The 16,999-nt window shown below is 58.4% G+C and carries 18 protein-coding genes, 1 tRNA gene and 2 pseudogenes; 3 read left to right on the forward strand and 18 right to left on the reverse strand.

Annotated features, from left to right (window positions below):
* Window positions 1-30 precede the first annotated feature (30 nt).
* From REH34_RS17360 to REH34_RS17415, 12 genes and pseudogenes are all read right to left on the reverse strand, one after another.
* Complete coding sequence (locus REH34_RS17360) at window positions 31-486, reverse strand: phage virion morphogenesis protein (RefSeq protein WP_311968587.1); 456 nt, start codon at window positions 484-486, stop codon at window positions 31-33.
* Window positions 483-965, reverse strand: coding sequence for a phage tail protein (locus tag REH34_RS17365; protein WP_311968588.1), 483 nt, complete (start codon window positions 963-965; stop codon window positions 483-485). The genes REH34_RS17360 and REH34_RS17365 overlap by 4 nt, the downstream gene beginning before the upstream one ends.
* Window positions 962-1,228 carry an Rz1-like lysis system protein LysC gene (gene lysC / locus REH34_RS17370; protein WP_311968589.1) on the reverse strand — a complete coding sequence of 89 codons (267 nt, stop codon included), beginning with the start codon at window positions 1,226-1,228 and terminating at the stop codon, window positions 962-964. Before lysC ends, REH34_RS17365 begins: the two co-directional genes overlap by 4 nt.
* Window positions 1,152-1,514: pseudogene (locus REH34_RS17375) on the reverse strand (LysB family phage lysis regulatory protein); the annotation flags it as partial. The pseudogene REH34_RS17375 and the gene lysC, both read right to left, overlap by 77 nt.
* Window positions 1,511-1,717, reverse strand: coding sequence for a hypothetical protein (locus tag REH34_RS17380; protein ID WP_311968590.1), 207 nt, complete (start codon window positions 1,715-1,717; stop codon window positions 1,511-1,513). The gene REH34_RS17380 and the pseudogene REH34_RS17375, both read right to left, overlap by 4 nt.
* The gene (locus tag REH34_RS17385) at window positions 1,714-2,553 is read right to left on the reverse strand and encodes an N-acetylmuramidase family protein (protein ID WP_311968591.1); all 840 of its coding nucleotides are present in this window, start codon (window positions 2,551-2,553) and stop codon (window positions 1,714-1,716) included. The genes REH34_RS17380 and REH34_RS17385 overlap by 4 nt, the downstream gene beginning before the upstream one ends.
* Entirely contained in the window at window positions 2,550-2,864 is a 315-nt protein-coding gene (locus REH34_RS17390; protein WP_311968592.1) for a phage holin, lambda family, read from the reverse strand. Before REH34_RS17390 ends, REH34_RS17385 begins: the two co-directional genes overlap by 4 nt.
* 69 nt (window positions 2,865-2,933) lie before the next feature.
* Window positions 2,934-3,143 (reverse strand): tail protein X, encoded by a 210-nt coding sequence (locus tag REH34_RS17395; RefSeq protein WP_311968593.1) that lies wholly within the window; start codon window positions 3,141-3,143, stop codon window positions 2,934-2,936.
* Entirely contained in the window at window positions 3,143-3,607 is a 465-nt protein-coding gene (locus REH34_RS17400; RefSeq protein WP_311968594.1) for a head completion/stabilization protein, read from the reverse strand. Before REH34_RS17400 ends, REH34_RS17395 begins: the two co-directional genes overlap by 1 nt.
* 109 nt (window positions 3,608-3,716) lie before the next feature.
* Window positions 3,717-4,421, reverse strand: a complete 705-nt coding sequence (locus REH34_RS17405) for a terminase endonuclease subunit (protein ID WP_311968595.1) — start codon at window positions 4,419-4,421, stop codon at window positions 3,717-3,719.
* A 3-nt stretch (window positions 4,422-4,424) separates the two neighbouring features.
* A complete protein-coding gene (locus REH34_RS17410; protein ID WP_311968596.1) occupies window positions 4,425-5,429 on the reverse strand; it encodes a phage major capsid protein, P2 family in 1,005 nt (334 codons plus the stop codon).
* Between the two features lie 40 nt (window positions 5,430-5,469).
* Entirely contained in the window at window positions 5,470-6,312 is an 843-nt protein-coding gene (locus REH34_RS17415) for a GPO family capsid scaffolding protein (protein WP_311968597.1), read from the reverse strand.
* Between the two features lie 156 nt (window positions 6,313-6,468).
* Between REH34_RS17415 and REH34_RS17420 the strand changes: the two genes are divergently transcribed.
* Both REH34_RS17420 and REH34_RS17425 read left to right on the forward strand, forming a co-directional pair.
* Window positions 6,469-8,229 (forward strand): terminase ATPase subunit family protein, encoded by a 1,761-nt coding sequence (locus tag REH34_RS17420; RefSeq protein WP_311968598.1) that lies wholly within the window; start codon window positions 6,469-6,471, stop codon window positions 8,227-8,229.
* Complete coding sequence (locus tag REH34_RS17425; protein WP_311968599.1) at window positions 8,229-9,296, forward strand: phage portal protein; 1,068 nt, start codon at window positions 8,229-8,231, stop codon at window positions 9,294-9,296. Before REH34_RS17420 ends, REH34_RS17425 begins: the two co-directional genes overlap by 1 nt.
* A 50-nt stretch (window positions 9,297-9,346) precedes the next feature.
* Here the strand turns inward: REH34_RS17425 and REH34_RS17430 are convergent, their stop codons facing one another.
* The gene (locus REH34_RS17430) at window positions 9,347-11,368 is read right to left on the reverse strand and encodes an ATP-binding protein (protein WP_311968600.1); all 2,022 of its coding nucleotides are present in this window, start codon (window positions 11,366-11,368) and stop codon (window positions 9,347-9,349) included.
* Window positions 11,369-11,451: 83 nt separating this feature from the next.
* On the opposite strand from REH34_RS17430, the gene REH34_RS17435 reads away from it, so the two are divergent.
* Window positions 11,452-11,889 carry a DNA mismatch endonuclease Vsr gene (locus REH34_RS17435; protein WP_311968601.1) on the forward strand — a complete coding sequence of 146 codons (438 nt, stop codon included), beginning with the start codon at window positions 11,452-11,454 and terminating at the stop codon, window positions 11,887-11,889.
* Here REH34_RS17435 and REH34_RS17440 read toward each other — a convergent pair.
* The 5 genes and pseudogenes from REH34_RS17440 to REH34_RS17460 form a co-directional block, all read right to left on the reverse strand.
* Entirely contained in the window at window positions 11,843-12,883 is a 1,041-nt protein-coding gene (locus tag REH34_RS17440; protein WP_311968602.1) for a DNA cytosine methyltransferase, read from the reverse strand. The two genes, REH34_RS17435 and REH34_RS17440, sit on opposite strands and share 47 nt — an antisense overlap.
* Window positions 12,884-13,032: 149 nt before the next feature.
* Complete coding sequence (locus REH34_RS17445; RefSeq protein ID WP_311968603.1) at window positions 13,033-13,242, reverse strand: hypothetical protein; 210 nt, start codon at window positions 13,240-13,242, stop codon at window positions 13,033-13,035.
* A gap of 492 nt (window positions 13,243-13,734) precedes the next feature.
* Window positions 13,735-14,609 (reverse strand): annotated as a pseudogene (locus tag REH34_RS17450) (phage antirepressor N-terminal domain-containing protein).
* Window positions 14,610-15,436: 827 nt separating this feature from the next.
* A tRNA-Thr gene (locus REH34_RS17455) sits at window positions 15,437-15,512 on the reverse strand.
* 267 nt (window positions 15,513-15,779) lie between these two features.
* Window positions 15,780-16,997, reverse strand: coding sequence for a methyltransferase (locus REH34_RS17460; protein ID WP_311968604.1), 1,218 nt, complete (start codon window positions 16,995-16,997; stop codon window positions 15,780-15,782).
* Window positions 16,998-16,999 lie beyond the last annotated feature (2 nt).

The raw sequence follows: 16,999 nt of genomic DNA on the forward strand, positions 1-16,999 counted from the left end.
CGATGTAGAAAGGGGCGTTACAAGGGGTGATCAGATTCTGATGTGGTCGATCACCGCATTACGGATGGCTTCGAGCTCTGCCTGGGTAAAGCCCAGCAGCTCCCGCGGGTCGTAGCGCACATCCGCCTGGCCAAAGGCCGGCCGATCATTCAAACCGTATTGGTGCACCCTAGCGATCCGCCCGACCCTACCAGCGAAACCAACGGTGAAGCCTGACATGGTGGTCTGGGTGCGGAAGTACTTGGCGGTCCGTAGCTTGGTGAACATCTTACTTTTGATCCGGCCCTTTTTGCCACGCAGGTCCTTTTTTGGCTTCCGGGGGACGAACGAGCTGCCGTCTGGGTTGCGCTGAGAAGCAATGCGCTGGGCTTGGCTGCGACGAATGTCACGGGCCAGGGTACCCATCAATTTGCGGCGCTCGGGACCATTCAGGCGCTCAAGCAGGGCTCCGGCCCAATGTTCAACCGCGCGCAAGTCATCCGTCATGGCTCCCCCCAAACCCAGAGCGTATCGCCGGCGCTGTTGCGAACCGTTATGCCTGGGGCCAGGAACAGCTCTTCGTCCACGATCGGCTCTGCGGGGTGCGACACTTGGAGCGATCCATCGTCCATCCTTTTGACGATCACTCGTTCGGTCAGTGGCAGTTTGATGGACAGATCTACCTTACTGTTGTCTAGGACATCGGCCTCGAAGCTGATGGCCTCTTTGCCTTTGTCCAGGTTTTCCATGAGCTCGCGCTGGTTGACCAGCACCCAGGCGAACAGGGGAATGGCTACGGCGTCGGGGTGCCCGGCGTAATCGGTGAGGATTAGGTTCAGCGTGTAGGAGTACTCGAAGGACAGGCCTGGCGCTGCGGTGCTGCGCATTGTGCCGTTGTCCACGAAGACGATCATGCGATCGGGGTTGTGGCGCAGCTCGGGAATGGTCGCCATCAGATGAGCGCGCAGGGACTCGGGTTTGTTCATTTCGCCTTCGCCTGTTTGACCTGGTGCTCGTAAATCATATCGACTTGGGCAGCGCAGGCGGCCCAGTCCGCTTCGACAGCCTCGGCGTCGGTGAGCAACGCGCCGTTATTTCGCGGCCCCGTCGCTCCCAGCGTGCATGGGATCACCGCTGGACAGCCAGTCTCGATAAGCAGCTGCGCCGGTGATGGCGGGGCGCTCGCGCAGGCGGCGAGCAACATCAGGCAAAGGCTGGTCAGCCCATTTCTGCAATTCTTCGTTTTCACGCTTCAAGTCCTCAATCTGCTTGTTCCGTTTGGCTACGCCCAGCTTGAGGTCCTGATGCAACCGCATCAGGCTGGCCTGGCTCATTCGTTCGTCTTTGAGCTCAGCGGCTAAATGCAATTGGGCAGCTTCGGCGCGGTTTGCTCGGTCCAGGGCGGTGTCGGCGTCCTTCTGCGCGAGCTCGGTGTTCTTATCCGCGACCTCGATCCGCTGCGCCTGCGCCCAGAGCAGCAGAGCAAGGGCGGTCAGTAGGGCGAGGCCGTAGAGGGCCTGGCGGAGCGTGCTCATGCCCGGTACCAGCCGGCAGCGTTCATGGCACCGGTGTCCAAGCGGCGAATATCACCGCGGATCACGACAGCCCGGAGTCCGGGCTTGGCGATGGTCAGCGCCTCGATAAGTTCGTGGGCCAACGCCTGCGGCGCGTCTTCGGGCAGCTGGAATATGTCACCGTCCTGCGGGGACAATTTGCGGATGGCGTCGATATCGATCATGCGGCCACCTCCACGGCGCTCGCAGAGGCGTGCCGGTCATAGGCGCGCTCGAGCTTGGTGTCGTAAAGGTTGCGCAGGTAGTCGGGGCCATTGTAGGCCTTGGCAAAAGCTGCCCATTTTTTTCCGCGCAGGGCCTTCAGCAGCGCCGGATCGGCTTCAATGAAGCGGATGAAAGCTTCGAACTGCTCGTTCTCGTCCTGGGCCATCAGCCCGGCGAAGGCCTGCACGCTGGGATAGCCCAATCGCACGGCGTGAAAACCCATGATCTGGAAGGCGCCCCAGCTGGCCGACTCCAGCGCACTGGTTTCATCGATCAACTTGGCGTTGGCCAGGCGCTGGTGTTCGGCGGTACCGCCGCTGTAGCCACCAGGTGCGGTGTTGACCAGGTTCGGTTGTGCAACGCACAGCTTGTCGGCCCTGGCTTTGAGCTCGCTCGCATCGTCCTGAGTGGAGCGGGTGACCTGCAACTGACGATACATGATGTGGCGTTCGTACAGGATCTTCGGTTTGCCATTGGGCAAGAAGCCCGCGCCTTGGCTCTCCACCTCGTTGACGGCGAGAATCGCGGCAAGCTCGACGCCCAGGCGTTGGGCGCCAACGGCGAGCGCTGCCTGGGAAAGAAGTCCTGGCGCCTCGACGCCGTTGATGGTGGCGATGGTCTTGGGTCCGGCGATACCGTCTGCGACCAATCCCTTTCGGGCCTGATAGGCGCGCACTGCGGATTCGGTTGAATCGCCGAAGTAGCCATCATCGGCCACCTTGAATCCTGCCTTGGTCAGTGCGCGCTGTAGGTCGCACACGTCCTGGTTGCGGTCACCGTGCTGAAGCGAATTCATAGCTGGTCCACCTTGCGATTGAAAAATTGACTGGCCAGCGCTCGGGTGCCCTCGACACCGAGCAGGCCGATAACCCCCCCGAAGAACGGGCCAGTGGTGCTGGGAATGCCCAAGAGCGAGAGGCCGCTGCAGGCCGCCATGGCCAGGGCGCCGCACAGGGGAGCCTCCAAGGCGAATCGGCGCCAGTTACCGCCGCCGTACATCACGCGCAGCATGGCGATGAATGCGGCTAAGCCGCCGGCGTAGATGCCAGGCCAGTTTTGCTCGAGCCAGCTCGCAAACCAGGCCCAGGTGTCGGGTTTGTCAGGCATGGGCGTGACTCCAGAATCCAAGGTAGATGTTTGTTGGCCAATCCCGGCCGGTGGTGTTGTCGTGGTAAATCAATCCCATAGGTTCACAACCTGCTGCTCTTCGGCCTGCGGCGGCTCGTCTGGAAGCGTCACCAACGTACCGTGCGGCAAGATGGGGCCCAGATCAGCAAGTCCGGGGTTCGCATCGAGCACGGCCTCCGTCACGCTGGCGGTCCGGCCATAGACTCTCCAGCAGATGGCATCGACGGTGTCGCCCTGCTGGGCGTAGACGGCGGCCATCAGATCAACTCCACTGTCGAATGCCCGATGCCGAGCAGATCGCGGATGGCAAAGCGCGCATCGCGGCGATATTCGTCGATCGAGGGAGTGATTTCGTCTGCGTTGCGGTTACCTTCCGCGCTGCTGTCGAAGCTGCGGTACCGCTCGAACAGTTCCGATGCCGCAGTGCAATAGATCGCCCGCAGATAGAGCAATACCAGCTGGCTTTTCCCTGCGATCTGGTCCGCAGGCACATCCGCCAAGGTGTTGAAGCCTGCGGCCTTGTGCTCCGCCATGACCCGGGACAACTCTTGGTTAACCTGGATCAGTGCATTCACGGCGGCGACCTCGAGGCGCGCGTCGCTGACAGTCCCATCGAGGCGAATGGAGGCGCGCATCTGGATGCCGTCGATATCGGGCCAGAACCCGTTATTGGTGATGGGGTAACTCCCCGTCGGGGTCCCTGTGGCTATGAAGCCGCTCATGGTCTGGCCGCCTGGTCGAATTAGTCGGCGGTGGCCGGGGCGTCTCAGCAAGGACAACAAGTTACCTGCTGATCAGCCCCGGGCCGCCGGGGTTGCGGGGTACGCTCGGTCAGCTCCCTTCGGGGGGAGCAATCTTTTTCAGCAGGCGCTCGGCGCCGTCCAGATCCTTTTTGCCACCGCAGCTGCTGTTCAGCTCGATGGCACGCTTGAGCAGTTCGATGCCGGCGGCGACCTGGCCGGGCTGGCCTGGGTTCTCCAGGGTCAATCCGGCGACGGTGGCGCGGCCAGTGGCGAGGTACAGCTTCGCCCGGGCTTCGTCGGGCATATCCTGCTCGGCGGTGAGTTCCATGGTTCGGTGCAGGGTGCTCAGCTCGAACCCACCATTGGTTTTCTGCGCCTTGAGCGCCGCTTCCGCGACTTCTTCAGCGATCAGGCATCCAGTCGAGCGCTCGAAGCGATCAGGCATCAGCAAACCGTGCTGCAGGACGTACGCAGCGATATCGAGAGCGCCGACATAGTCCGCAGCGTCGATGCGCCAGACCATGATGGTGGTGACGACTTCGTCCTGGGCGCCGTTCCCGGCTTCGAGCACACCCTGAATGTAGGGCTCGTACGCTGGCAGCATTTGCAGCTTTAGGGCGGCCTTGCCTTCGTTGGACTGCACCTGCTTGAGGCGTAGCCGATCCTGCAGCAGCTGCGCCAATTGGAGCTCGTACGCGTTTCCACCCGCCATGGGGACCGCCGGCGAAGCGGCGGCAGCCTCCAGACTGGCCAGCACTCGGCGCTGGTGACGCTGGGTGAGTGACAGGCCCATGGCTTATGCCGCCTCTTGAATGTTTTCGATCAGGGCGCCGAGACCGAAGTCCTCGATCACGTAGTCTTCGTTCGAGGACTGGTAATCGGCGATACGATCGCGCTCCGGCTCGTCCTTGGTCATGCGACGGCGCGCGCCGGTCTGGAAGTAGATCGACAGGTTCGACAGGGTGGTCACCATCACCGCGCCATCGATGAAGAAAGGCGCGTCTACGATCTTCAGACCACCCAAGGTGCCGTTCGCGATGATGCGCGCAGCTGCTAGCTCGTTCTCGTTGTCCGCAGCCTTTTCTATGTTGGCCAGAAACTTGGAGTGCAGCAGGTTGCGATCAACGATGACGACCAGGTCGGGGCGTTTGCGGTGCCACGGATCCAGCAGCTGGATGGCGTCATAGACCAGGCCGTCCAGGGTCTTGTAATCGCCGGTCGGACCGATGGTTACCTTGCCGGCAACCTTGCCGCTGCTCATGACACGGGCGGGTGCTTTGGTGCGGTACTTCTGTAGCCAGCCGATATTCACGTCCTGCAGCAACGGGTTGGCCACCCGGTCAGTCGTGGCAGCCGCACTGGTGCCGTTCCAGCCGATCATGATGCGGTCCAGCGCTTGGCGCTCGATGATGGCGCCCGACAGACGCGTCTGGAAGTCAGGAAACTTGGCCCACGAATCCAGCAGCGCATAAGGGATGGCGGTGTCGAAGTCAGTCTTTTTACAGCTGTAGGTATCGCTGTTCAAAGAGCTGACGTCACGCGGGCTGCGCGCCGTGGCGGTGGTGTTGGTGCGCCCGGCAACGGTGCCGCCCACGCCAAGAAGGATCGACTCACCGTCCTTTTCGTCCACGCCGATGACGTTGATCAGCCTGAGAAAGCTGCTCGATTCCTGGATAGCGGTCTCCAGCTTCTGCTGTACGCTCGGCGTGACGGTGAATTTCTCCGACGCGGCCGAGATGGAGTTGAGCAGAGCGATCTGCTTGGTAAAGCCGTTGAAAGCGACTCGAGTTTCGTTACGCATGGTGTTCTCCTAGTGAAACGGTATTGGGCGATCGCCTGAATCAGTAGTCGGTCAGGACGCCGCCGGCGCCGCCGGTAGCTGGTGGGCGGGTGGTCTGGCTGTGGTCCTGGGTTTCGCCCAGGCGTTTCACCAGGTCTGCGAAGGCGGTGCTCAGTTGGTCATGCTTACCCTGAAGCGCCTCGAGTGCGGCCGCGGTGCCGCTGTAGGCTTCGGTTTGCTCTGCCGCGTGGGTTGCCAACGCGCCCACCGCTTCGGTCAGCTCGGAGAACTGGGCGTCATCCTTCTTGCCCTTCGACTTGGTCCGGTTCAGCAGCTCGGTGACGCGAGCGAACAGGCCTTCAGTCTTGCTCGGGGTATCGTCGACTTCCTCGAACGCGAGCTCTACCTCAATGGAGGCAGTGAACAGGTTGTCCGGGTGCTGTTTGCGCGACTTGTAGGGGTTGGATTCCGGGTGCTGCGCGGCGAACGACAGGACATCGGTGCCCAGGCTTGCCGGGCTATCGGTGACGCCTAAGCCCACCAGGTATGCCTTGCCGCTGTCGGCAAACTTTTCCGAAACCTCGATGCTGGTGTAGATCTTCTGCTTTGCCTTCACCATCGCGACCAGGTCGGGGGTCGGCTCGATCTGGGCGAACAATGCCAGGCGCTTCTCGCCGTCGATATCGACTTCTTCTGCCTTCACGGCCAGCACGTCGCCATAGGCACGGAAGGGGCTGTCGGCCAGGGTGCCGCGAATGTGTTCCATCCAGATCCGGGCACCGTAGACCGAGGGGCTGTAGCTCGCCGCCATTTCCGAAATCCAGGCTGGCTCGATCTTCCGGCCGTCAGAGGTTGCGCCGGCAGTGGCGATGCGGAACCACTGGGAGCGGAATTTCTTTTTCATGCGTGAAGTCCTCAAAGCGTGGGCTGCTGGGTGCAGTGCGTTGAGGTGCATCGTCGATTCTGGCCGCTATTGCAGCAATCGAGCCCGTTTGTAGCGGGTTTCGCTACATCCGAGGCCACTACGTGTCTACGCGCGCGCGGCGTCAGCATCGCCGCCATGACGACAGCAGAATTGACTCCCGTTCGAGATAACCGCCGCCAGGCCAAATTCCTTTACTGGACCGGCCTGCGGATCTGCGCGATCGCTGAAATGCTCAGCGAGAACGAAAAGACGGTCCACGCCTGGAAGAATCGTGATGAGTGGGATCGGGCCGACAATGTGGAGCGAATTGGCGGGGCCCTTGAGGCGCGCCTGGTACAGCTGATCCTCAAGGATGGCAAGACAGGCGGGGACTTCAAAGAAATTGACCTGTTGCACCGCCAGCTCGAGCGCCAGGCGCGAATCGAGCGGTTCAAGTCCGGCGGTACCGAAACAGAACTCAACCCCAACTTGGCCAAGCGCAACGAAGGCCCGAAGAAAAAAGCTGCCCGCAACGAGTTTGACGAGTCCCAGATCGAGCTGCTCACGGAGGCATTCCGCGATGGCTGTTTCGGCTACCAGCTGGACTGGTACCGGGCCAGCAATCAGCGGACCCGGGCGATTCTCAAGAGCCGGCAGATCGGCGCGACGTACTATTTTGCTCGCGAGGCGCTGATCGATGCGCTGGTCACTGGCCGCAATCAGATCTTCCTGTCGGCCTCAAAAAATCAGGCCCACATCTTCAAGGCCTACATCCAAGGGTTTGCGCGTGAGGTCTGCGGGGTCGAGCTCACTGGTGATCCGATCATTCTGGCCAATGGCGCCGAACTGCACTTCCTCGGTACCAATGCACGCACCGCCCAGGGCTACCACGGCAATTTTTACTTCGACGAATTCTTCTGGACCTTCAAGTTCAACGAATTGAACAAGGTCGCCAGTGGCATGGCGATGCAGAAGCAATATCGCCGAACCTACTTTTCCACACCATCCAGCATGGCTCATGAGGCCTATACGTTCTGGACAGGTGAGCGCTTCAACAAGGGCAAGCCCGCGGCGCAGCGCATGAAAATCGACGTGTCGCACGAGTCGCTGCAGCAGGGCCGGCTGTGCGAGGACAGGATCTGGCGCCAGATCGTCACCATCCTGGATGCCGAGCAGCGCGGCTGCGATCTGTTCGACCTCGAGGAGCTGCGCCTCGAGTACAACGCCGACGCGTTCGCCAACCTGCTCATGTGCCAGTTCGTCGACGATGGCGCGAGCATTTTTCCGCTCAACGTCCTGCAGCCGTGCATGGTGGACAGCTGGGTCGAGTGGTCGGAGGACTACAAACCATTTGCTGCCCGACCTTTCGCCGACCGCGCGGTATGGGTCGGCTACGACCCGGCCGAAACCGGCGACAGCTCGGGGCTGGTGGTCGTCGCGCCGCCGCTGGTACCGGGTGGCAAGTTCCGTGTGCTCGAGCGCCACCAGTTCCGCGGGATGGACTTCGCTGCCCAGGCCGAGGCCATCCGCCGGGTGACGCAGCGCTACTGGGTGACCTACATCGGCATCGACACCACCGGCATGGGGTCGGGCGTCGCGCAGCTGGTGCGCCAGTTTTTCCCGAACCTCACCACCTTTAGCTATTCGCCCGAAGTGAAAACGCGCCTGGTGCTCAAGGCCTATGACGTGATCCACAAGGGCCGCCTGGAGTTCGACGCTGGCTGGACTGACCTCGCGCAGTCGCTGATGGCGATCCGCAAAACCGTAACGGCCAGCGGCCGGCAATTCACTTACACCGCAGGGCGCAACGAGGAAACCGGCCATGCCGACCTCGCCTGGGCGCTGTTCCATGCGTTTCAGAACGAACCGCTCGAGGGGCAGACCGCCACCAACACGAGTTTCATGGAGATTTACTGATGACCAGACGCCGCAACAAGCAACTGCCCCAGCACCTTTCTGCGCCAGCGATCGAGGGCGAGCTGATGCCAGCCGGCGGCGCCGGCCGCATGGAGGCCTTCACATTTGGCGATCCGACGCCGGTCCTTGATGAGCGCGGGATCCTCGACTACCTGGAATGCTGGATGAATGGCCGATGGTATGAGCCGCCGATGTCCTTCGATGGGTTGGCCAAGTCATCCCGGGCCAGCGTCTACTTGCAGTCGGGGTTGATCTTCAAGCGCAACATGCTTTCGCGCACTTTCATTCCACACCGGCTCCTTTCGCGCGCCACGTTCGAGCAGTTCGCCCTGGATTTCCTATGGTGCGGCAATGGTTACCTGGAGAAGCGCCAGAACATGCTGCGCCAGGCATCTGGCCTGCTGCCTGCCTTGGGCAAATACATGCGTCGCGGCGTCGACCTGGACACCTTTTTTCAGGTGCGTGCATGGGGAGAGGAACACGAGTTTGCGCCCGGGTCCGTTTTCCAGTTGCGCGAGGCCGATATCAATCAGGAGATTTACGGGTTGCCTGAGTGGCTGCCAGCACTGCAGAGCGCGTTGCTGAACGAGTCCGCAACGCTGTTCCGCCGCAAGTACTACAACAACGGCAGCCACGCCGGTTTCATCATGTACATGACCGACACCGCCCAGAACGAGGCCGACGTCGGTGCGCTGCGCTCGGCGCTCAAGTCCGCGAAAGGCCCCGGCAACTTCCGCAACCTGTTCATGTACGCACCTGGTGGCAAGAAGGACGGCATTCAGCTGATCCCTGTCAGCGAGGTCGCGGCGAAAGACGAGTTCGGCTCAATCAAGAACATCAGCCGCGATGACATGCTTGCTGCTCTACGGATACCACCACAGCTGATGGGCATCGTTCCGCAGAACGCCGGCGGTTTCGGTTCTATCAAGGAGGCTGCGCAGATTTGGGCGATGAACGAGCTTGAGCCTCTGCAGGCACGTTTACAGCAGTTAAATGAATGGCTGGGAGAAGAGGTGGTGCGATTCAAACCATTGGAGGCCGAGCCCAACACATCGCAGGTTATTTGAAATAATTCTGCCCTGCCTCACATATTAGCTGGTGAGACAGGGCATCGTGGTTAGGTAATATTAGACACGATGTCATCGATGACCGAAATATTCGGAGATGCGTCTAAGTACTCTTGATACGCTCTCCGCGCATTTACTATCATTCCTTCATACGTGAATGATTGCATCTGGCTTCCTCTGAGGATTTCCACAGCGTCACCATCAGGGGTCCTAGGAAGTTCGGCGGTGACAAATACGACGTCAATGGCAGGTTTTCGGCCATTTAAACTTCCTATATCGCTCTGTTTTCGTAGGTATTCAGTGATTGCCCCTCGATATTTCCGTCCCTGTTTCATAAGGTCATCAACGTCTACCGCCTTTTTTTCAGGTCTCTTCAACTCAACGATCACATGGCGGCCAGTCGAAGTCCTGTAAGCGATATCGATCCGCGCCCCGGTGGCAGTATCTGGTGCAATTTCCTTTAGCTCTTTTGTGAGGGTCTGCTCCATGACCTTGCTCTCACCTACCGGTCCCCAAGTTGGATCAAGTAGCCATAAGTGGTCGAACAGATAGTTTTGAGCAACTTTTTCAAGCGCGTCTGTATTTGCGATCTCTTTTTCGAATTTTTCAATCACTTGTAATCTGGATCGAGTGATTTCGTGGTAGTGAGTCGCCTCGACGCTATCAAGATTCAGAAAAAGCTTTTGAAACTCGACTGATAGTACGTCAGTTATCTTTTCGAGCTTGTCTAGCTGTTTTCGGATTCGCAATTTTTCGAAGCCGACAATCGCACTGCGAACCAAGTCTCGCTTTATGTCCTGGTTTTTGGCTTCGTCGTTAGAGTGTTCCGCCGATAGAATGGGGGTAATTAGTTTCTGAGCTAGCTTCCGGTCTCGAGCATCCGTTAATGAGGCGTACCATTTTTCAAGTGCCAGTTTGGTACGCTCATCATCGCTATCGACATTTTGCTGGCGCCGCCAGTCGTCCCACTGGTCAGCAATGTTGTCAAGAGTGTTTTTCAACCACATGCGAACAGCACTTACGAGCGGATCTCCGGTTTTGACCGATTCCCTATTTGCTGTTGCCCGGTCAATTGAGTCCGCGTCAAGAAAGTCTGCATGAATCTCCCCCACGATGTAGCTATTAAAGACTTTAGCGTTACCGATGTCTTTTAGCATATCCTCCTGAAATACTCTGCCATTGGCGAACAAAGAAATTTGATTAATGTTGTCATCGGTCTTTTTGAGGCTCTTTGGCTTCGCAACTGTAGCGATGAAACCTCGGAGGTTGTAAGCACGATTTTCGACGACTACCACGTTATTTATACGTTTGATGCACTCATTCCCTTCTTCGTCGGTCGCAAGGTTCTTAAGTAGTGGTTTCTGATCTGACCTGGTTTCATCTTCAAGATCCCACCAAAATTGAACATCTGCATGATACCCGCGATCCTGGGTTGTGATCTCTTTATCGTCGATGATTACTTTAAAATTATGGACGCCCCCAAGCACACTAAACCTTCTTGCTATGCGGGGGCGAAGGAAACTCTCTGTCTTATCAGTTCCTGCTGTCAGTTTCGAAAGGACAATACGTGTTCCCGTCTCGTTACCCCATTCATACTCAGTATCCAGCTTTTCCAGTGAATATTTTTTTGCTGACTGGATGTCTTTTCTGAGTTGCTCGACGTTGATCCGGGCTGACACTGAAGGAAGACCTTCCTTTTTAGACCATATGTCGATTTGGTCCGCCAAAGAGAACATGGCCAATTTCCCGATTCCTTTTCGGCCCATAACTGGCCGATCAAGAGTTTCGCTCCTGTTGCCCTTCGGTTGGTCCCTGCGGGCATACCCAACGCGCAGGAATCGTGCCTGTAGCTCTCCTGGCCCCATACCGTGGCCATCGTCTTGAACGATGATTTTGTCTTGTTGAATGTCAACCGTAACAGCGTGGGCGTCGGCATCCCATGCGTTAGCGACGATCTCCGTGACGACTGCAGGCGTGCTGCTGTAGAGACCTATCCCTAGGTGATTCAGCACGTTGAGGTCAATTTCCAAAAAAAACTCCTGCTCGTCTTCCGCTTTGACTAATGCGTCCATTGCTGTTTGGCCCCGTTGTGTTCGTTTGGCTTTGGCTGCATGGTTACACAAACGGATCCGCAATTCAGCAGAGAAAAGTCACTATGAATCAGTTCACGGCGTCCGATCGGATGCGCATGGTCAAGCGAGAGCACACGGCACCGGAGATAATTGTAAGACGTCTGCTCCACCGCTGTGGGCTTCGATTCCGGCTTCACGCCAGGTCGCTGCCTGGCAGTCCTGATGTCGTCCTCCCCAAACGAAGGACGGTGATTTTCGTCCACGGATGTTATTGGCATCGGCATCCGGGATGTCGTTACGCCTCAACGCCCAAAACTCGCGAAGACTTTTGGCTGCCGAAATTTGCGTCGAACGTGGAGCGCGACGGTAGGAAAGCCGCACAGCTACGCGATCTGGGCTGGCGGGTGCTGGTGGTTTGGGAGTGTGAGACCAAGGACGTTGCGTCCTTGGATGCCCGGCTTAGGAACGAGTTTTCTATTGAACCAGCCCCTCCAGATGCCGCTGGATACTCAGACCGATGATTTCGCCCAATCGCACCGGGACCGCGTTTCCAATCATCCGGCCTACCGCCTTGAACGTGATTTGTTCACTAGGCATAAATTTGTAATCCGGCGGAAAAGTTTGCAGGGTTGCTGCCTCTCTAAGAGAAATGGCTCGATTTTGCGTTGGGTCATAGTGACCAAACCGTCCGTTTCCAAACCCATAGCACAACGTGGTCATGGTTGGAGCTGGCGTGTCTCCCCGCATGCGGCCATATACGCTTGCATACGTTTTGCCGCTGGATTTTCGATGACATTCAGCTCTAAGTGCATCTGGCCAATCTTTCCAGGTGCCTCCCGGTTTGGAGATCATGATGCGCTTCAGGTTTGTCGGGCTGAGAGTCGCTGCACGGTGGAGGTCGTCGCTAGGGTCACGCTCACCGGCCGCGAGCTTCGGGAAGTGGCCAATGGCATCGGCGACCGTTACCGGTTTGCTATGAGTTTTGGGGATCATGGATATGGGGCCCAGCCTTGACGCCAGAAGGACGTGGCGTTTGCGTTGCTGGGGGAGTCCGTAGTCAATGCAATGTATCGTCCCTGCCCAGATATGGTAATCGGCAAGCTCCAGGCTTTTCACGAAGTCGTGATAGACCTTATGTTTGGTCACGTCAGGTACGTTTTCCATCGTGACCAGCTCTGGGTTGACGCCCTTAATCAACTTCTCGAAAGAATAAAGAAGGGGCCATTTCCGATCCGAACTGGTATCGCGCCCTTGATTGTAGGTGGAGAAGGGCTGGCATGGCGCGCAACCAGCAAGCAGCTTGATCCTGCCAGGGCGGTACCAAGCGACAACGTCTTCAACCTTCGTGATTTCGACACTTTCTGCGATGAACTCCGCGCCATTGTTCTCCCGGTAGGCGTACTCGCAATTACGGTCGATGTCGTAACCTGCGCGGACGCTGATACCAGTTTTCAACAAACCAGCGGTAAGTCCCCCTGCCCCACAGAAGAGGTCAACAGCGTCAATCTGATGCATGATCAATATTTCTCCTAATCCGCGCATTCTAGCGGTTTTTTGCACCCTTATTGAGCTCGGCCTTAGAAAATAAGAACCCTGCACCTGCTGCGCCTGCTCCACCTGTAGCTGGTGAGCGTTGCAAATTCATGCAAATCGTCCTTCCTGGATCATTGAGAGATTGAGTTCTTGCCGGTGGCCGAGCAGATGACCCGGCCCAGGTCTTCGCGCACCAGGTCGAGGAACCCCGCAAGCATCTTCGGCTGATATACACCGATCTCGTTGGTTTGCTGCGCCAGCGCTTGCACCAAGGCGATCGCCTCATCGGCGCGCTGCAATTTGAACAGATCCTCGTCCGTCAAACCAAACATGCGCCTCATACGGCACCGCCTGGCGCTTCTAGGGCGCGGACTTGGTTCATGTGATGGTTGTAGCGCTTGAGGCGTGTGGCCAGGGAGGAGTCCGCGTGGAGGGCGGCCAGGGCCATGCGGCGATGGGCGATAACGCGTATTACGGACGGAATGAGGGCGGTCATAGTGAAGCTCCCGAATCAATAGAGCCACCGCGTTCTGCCGCCAAGCAGAGAAGGGTGGCGAGTTACACAGGATTGGCGGACCGGTGATTCAGGAACCCGGCGCACCCTAGGGTGCTCCTGCGCAACCCGCCATAACACGAGAATGCGGACACAAAAAAAGCGCCTGCAAACGTAATGGGGGCGCTATTGCGCCTGAAATCAATCGACCCGCCAAGGTCGGTCGCTGAATTTGCAGCGACGGGCGCACTTTACGCCCGTAAAGGTCCGAGGATCAAGAGTCCCCGGACAATGTTTTGTATTACTGCACGTTGTCACTGACCAACCGTGACGATTATCGTCACAGTTGCGGTGTTTGCGCCGCAACTGTGTCGGAAATCGACACGGTTGAGTATTGGCTAGCTAGCTTTGCGATATCGCCACCGGCCCGGGCTCGAGCGGGGGTAGGTAGGCTTAGGGCACCGTTGACCTGGCGCAGCCGACTGTATAAGCCCTGGCGCTCAAGGTTGCTCAACGCCACATTTGGCAACTTCTCGAGGCCGCGCGCTTGCTCCTGGAGGATGAGCATCTGCCTGAAGTTGATACCTTTGCGTGCGCTGCACTTGACGCCTGGCAGAGGGAGGATCCGCGCGGCGCGCTCTCCCAACATCGCGATGTATTGCCTGTGGTCCTTCGCCCAGTAGTCCCATAGGACCTTGTCGCAGTCCTCTTGGTACTGGACGATCTTGTCGCGAAGTTCGGGCGCCACTTTCTAGGGGTTGATCGTATAGAGCCAGGCGGCGAGCTTGCGTAGCGGTAGGCAGGTCATACCGTATTGCTCGCCGTCGGCTCCAGTTGTCACCATTTCGGTAACACTGAACTAAAGCGTTCGTAGATCTTCTGGTGCTGCACCTGCCAGGCGAGGCCCATGTTTTCTACAATCGACCGCATCGCCACATATGGCTCGTTGTCTTGGCCCAGCAGCACGACGGTATCGCCGTGAAACGGCACTGGCATCAACTGCGCATTCATTGAGCGTCCCCACTCATCCAAGGTTTGATCCTCCCGGGTTGGAGAGTCCAACGTAAAAACTAGAGCGCCGGCAAGATGAAGATCGGTCCGACTGCAGCCTAAAAAGCCCCAGTCGAACATACCATCCGGAACATGCAAGCACCAGCACAAATGGGCGCGAAGCCCAATGTTTCCGGGCCTTTGGCTGCGCCTACGGGGCAGCATCGGCGGTGGCACAGCGGAACCCTGCACTGTGCCCCGGCTAAATCGCGCCGCCTAGGGGCGGGGGAGGGCGCAAGGAATCGCACCGATCTGGTGCGTCGAGGCCCGGTTGTCTGGGTCGGCACCTGGCGCGCGCCGTCGTCCCCCCGCCACGCCTGCGGGCTAAATGGGTCTTGTTTTCTGCAGACCTGCACGCCTCTGCGCTGGCCGCCCGCTGGGCCTCTCCCGCAGCCAGGAACGGGGGGCAAAACCCTGCAGAACCCTGCACCAGGGGCGTTATTTTATGGCGACGTCAGGAGCGTTTCAGAGCCTCTCTTTTGAATTGAGGGCTGGGGGAAAGGTAATTTAGGTATGGAATAGGAAAAAAGAGCTGGAAGCCCCATAAAACGGGGGTTTGGCCGAGTAATTTGGAGGTATTTCTGGGTAATGAGAAACTCAAAAAAAAGTTAGGTTGTTGATTTTAAAGGATTTTTTATTTTCCTTTTCTCACCTACTGTAAAAGTAATGTGCTTACTTTCACTTACTTTTTTCTGACTTCATGGGAAACGCTGGAGGCCTTATCGATAGAGGCTTTCAGAGGATATAGATGAAAAAATACCTAAATTACCTTTTCCCCAGCCCTCAACATGAAAACCAAAGGCCCTATAGGCGGGGCGGCTGCGGGAAGTCACACACGCCTCTGCGCATCCACTCACCACCACACGCATGCACTCTGACGCGCGCTTACTCACGCAGGCACAAACGCAACCAGGAACCGCTCGTTGTTACGTGCATTGTTACGTGTAGGTCAAAAAACAAGGGCCTGCATCGCTGCAAGCCCTTGATTTATATGGTGCCGGCACCAGGAGTCGAACCCGGGACCTACTGATTACAAGTCAGTTGCTCTACCAACTGAGCTATACCGGCGTGTTAGGGCGCTGATTATAGCCATACGCTCTCGGGAGTAAACCCCCTTGAGCACAATTTTTTCAAAGACTTACGCGATTCAGGCGAAAACCTTATGCACAATCGCGGTGCGCTGGCCTGGCCACCTCCATCGGTTTACATTTGCCAAAACAATCACCGCAACCTGCTGTTTTCTCTCTCATTTATTTTTGAACAAAAAATGACCATGCCATCATTTGCCCTAAAACCCCGGTAACAAAAGGGCAGCACGGATTTCTGTCAACAGAGTTATCCACAGCTGCTGAGGGTTTCAGCGGCAATCATCAGGTTGCGTGGGGTCATCGCGTAGGGGCAAAAAGTGCCGACCCGTACCGAGTAGCCGCGCTCTTGCAGGTACAGCGCGCGATCGAGCACCAGCCACAGCTCAAGCGGCCGTCTGAACAGGTTGCGGACCAATTCGAGGTTGCGCACCACGGCCAGGCGCGCTTCGCCTGCGCGCGCAAGTGCATCCCAGTCGGCAGAGGCGCATGTCAGGCCCTTGAGCGAAGCGAGGTGCCGGCAGTAATCCTCGAAAGGTTTCTCGAGCCAGGTTACGGGCAGCGAGGGTGTGGATAAGTACTCGTCCACGCCTCGTACCTGGCGCTGCCATAGGTCGAAGCCCAGGCGCCGAGCCATGGAGCGGTCGCGCTGGCGGCGTACGCGGGCGCCGGCGGTGACGGTTTCGCTGAGGGGCAGGCCGAGGTCGTCGCGGTCCAGGCGCAGGCTGGAGGCCGCAGCAGGAAGCGACAGACCGCTGTAGATATCCGCTGTAGTGCGGTTGTAGCAGCAGGGCGCGACCGCCAGCGAGGGGCAGCCCACAGCAGAGGCCCGTTGCAGCAAGCGCACATGCAGGTCGCCGCAGGCATGCAGCGCCACCGGGGTGTGGATAGGAGATAACAACGGCCCCCGAGTGAGGACATCCTGCTCGACATGGTCGACCGCAAGCCGATGATGGTCACTCAGTGCCTGACCCGCCCGCACCAGCAACGGATCGTGTTCGAAACAGGTCAGGCGCTGATCGGCCTGTAGCAACCGCCTCCCGAGGTGGCCTTTACCGGCGCACCAGTCGAGCCAGTGCTGCACGGGCTGGCGAAAGCCCAGATGGCTGCCGAAGGCTTCGATCTGTTGCCATTTGCGCCCAGGCACGTCGACGTTCAGGCGAGGCGTTGCTGCGGGCAGCGGCGTTAAAGGCAATTCCCCTACGTGGCTGAGCGAAGCACTGCAAGACGCCAGTGCATAAAAGATCCCGGGCGCCTCTAGCTGTTCGGGATGATTGTGCGCGGCCTCAGCCTGCTCGAGGCTGCGCCCGCGCAGCCAGCGTGCCAATTCGGGATGCTCAGCTTCCCAGGGCAGCACCAACGACGTAAACGGCCGCGGCCGCCATAGCTCCTGATGCTTGACTAGAAACGCATCCAGCGCTGCAAACCGCGCCAGCAGCTCGGCGCCGTGCAGGTAAAGATCGGTCATGA

It is taken from the genome of Pseudomonas baltica (genome assembly GCF_031880315.1).
Classification (GTDB): Bacteria; Pseudomonadota; Gammaproteobacteria; order Pseudomonadales; family Pseudomonadaceae; genus Aquipseudomonas.

Bases quoted from the DNA above. Each gene is read 5' to 3' on its own strand.
- REH34_RS17360 (WP_311968587.1), bottom strand. From the start codon at position 486: ATGACGGATGACTTGCGCGCGGTTGAACATTGGGCCGGAGCCCTGCTT.
- REH34_RS17365 (WP_311968588.1), bottom strand. From the start codon at position 965: ATGAACAAACCCGAGTCCCTGCGCGCTCATCTGATGGCGACCATTCCC.
- REH34_RS17380 (WP_311968590.1), bottom strand. From the start codon at position 1,717: ATGATCGATATCGACGCCATCCGCAAATTGTCCCCGCAGGACGGTGAC.
- REH34_RS17385 (WP_311968591.1), bottom strand. From the start codon at position 2,553: ATGAATTCGCTTCAGCACGGTGACCGCAACCAGGACGTGTGCGACCTA.
- REH34_RS17390 (WP_311968592.1), bottom strand. From the start codon at position 2,864: ATGCCTGACAAACCCGACACCTGGGCCTGGTTTGCGAGCTGGCTCGAG.
- REH34_RS17395 (WP_311968593.1), bottom strand. From the start codon at position 3,143: ATGGCCGCCGTCTACGCCCAGCAGGGCGACACCGTCGATGCCATCTGC.
- REH34_RS17400 (WP_311968594.1), bottom strand. From the start codon at position 3,607: ATGAGCGGCTTCATAGCCACAGGGACCCCGACGGGGAGTTACCCCATC.
- REH34_RS17405 (WP_311968595.1), bottom strand. From the start codon at position 4,421: ATGGGCCTGTCACTCACCCAGCGTCACCAGCGCCGAGTGCTGGCCAGT.
- REH34_RS17410 (WP_311968596.1), bottom strand. From the start codon at position 5,429: ATGCGTAACGAAACTCGAGTCGCTTTCAACGGCTTTACCAAGCAGATC.
- REH34_RS17415 (WP_311968597.1), bottom strand. From the start codon at position 6,312: ATGAAAAAGAAATTCCGCTCCCAGTGGTTCCGCATCGCCACTGCCGGC.
- REH34_RS17420 (WP_311968598.1), top strand. From the start codon at position 6,469: ATGACGACAGCAGAATTGACTCCCGTTCGAGATAACCGCCGCCAGGCC.
- REH34_RS17425 (WP_311968599.1), top strand. From the start codon at position 8,229: ATGACCAGACGCCGCAACAAGCAACTGCCCCAGCACCTTTCTGCGCCA.
- REH34_RS17430 (WP_311968600.1), bottom strand. From the start codon at position 11,368: ATGGACGCATTAGTCAAAGCGGAAGACGAGCAGGAGTTTTTTTTGGAA.
- REH34_RS17435 (WP_311968601.1), top strand. From the start codon at position 11,452: ATGAATCAGTTCACGGCGTCCGATCGGATGCGCATGGTCAAGCGAGAG.
- REH34_RS17440 (WP_311968602.1), bottom strand. From the start codon at position 12,883: ATGCATCAGATTGACGCTGTTGACCTCTTCTGTGGGGCAGGGGGACTT.
- REH34_RS17445 (WP_311968603.1), bottom strand. From the start codon at position 13,242: ATGAGGCGCATGTTTGGTTTGACGGACGAGGATCTGTTCAAATTGCAG.
- REH34_RS17460 (WP_311968604.1), bottom strand. From the start codon at position 16,997: ATGACCGATCTTTACCTGCACGGCGCCGAGCTGCTGGCGCGGTTTGCA.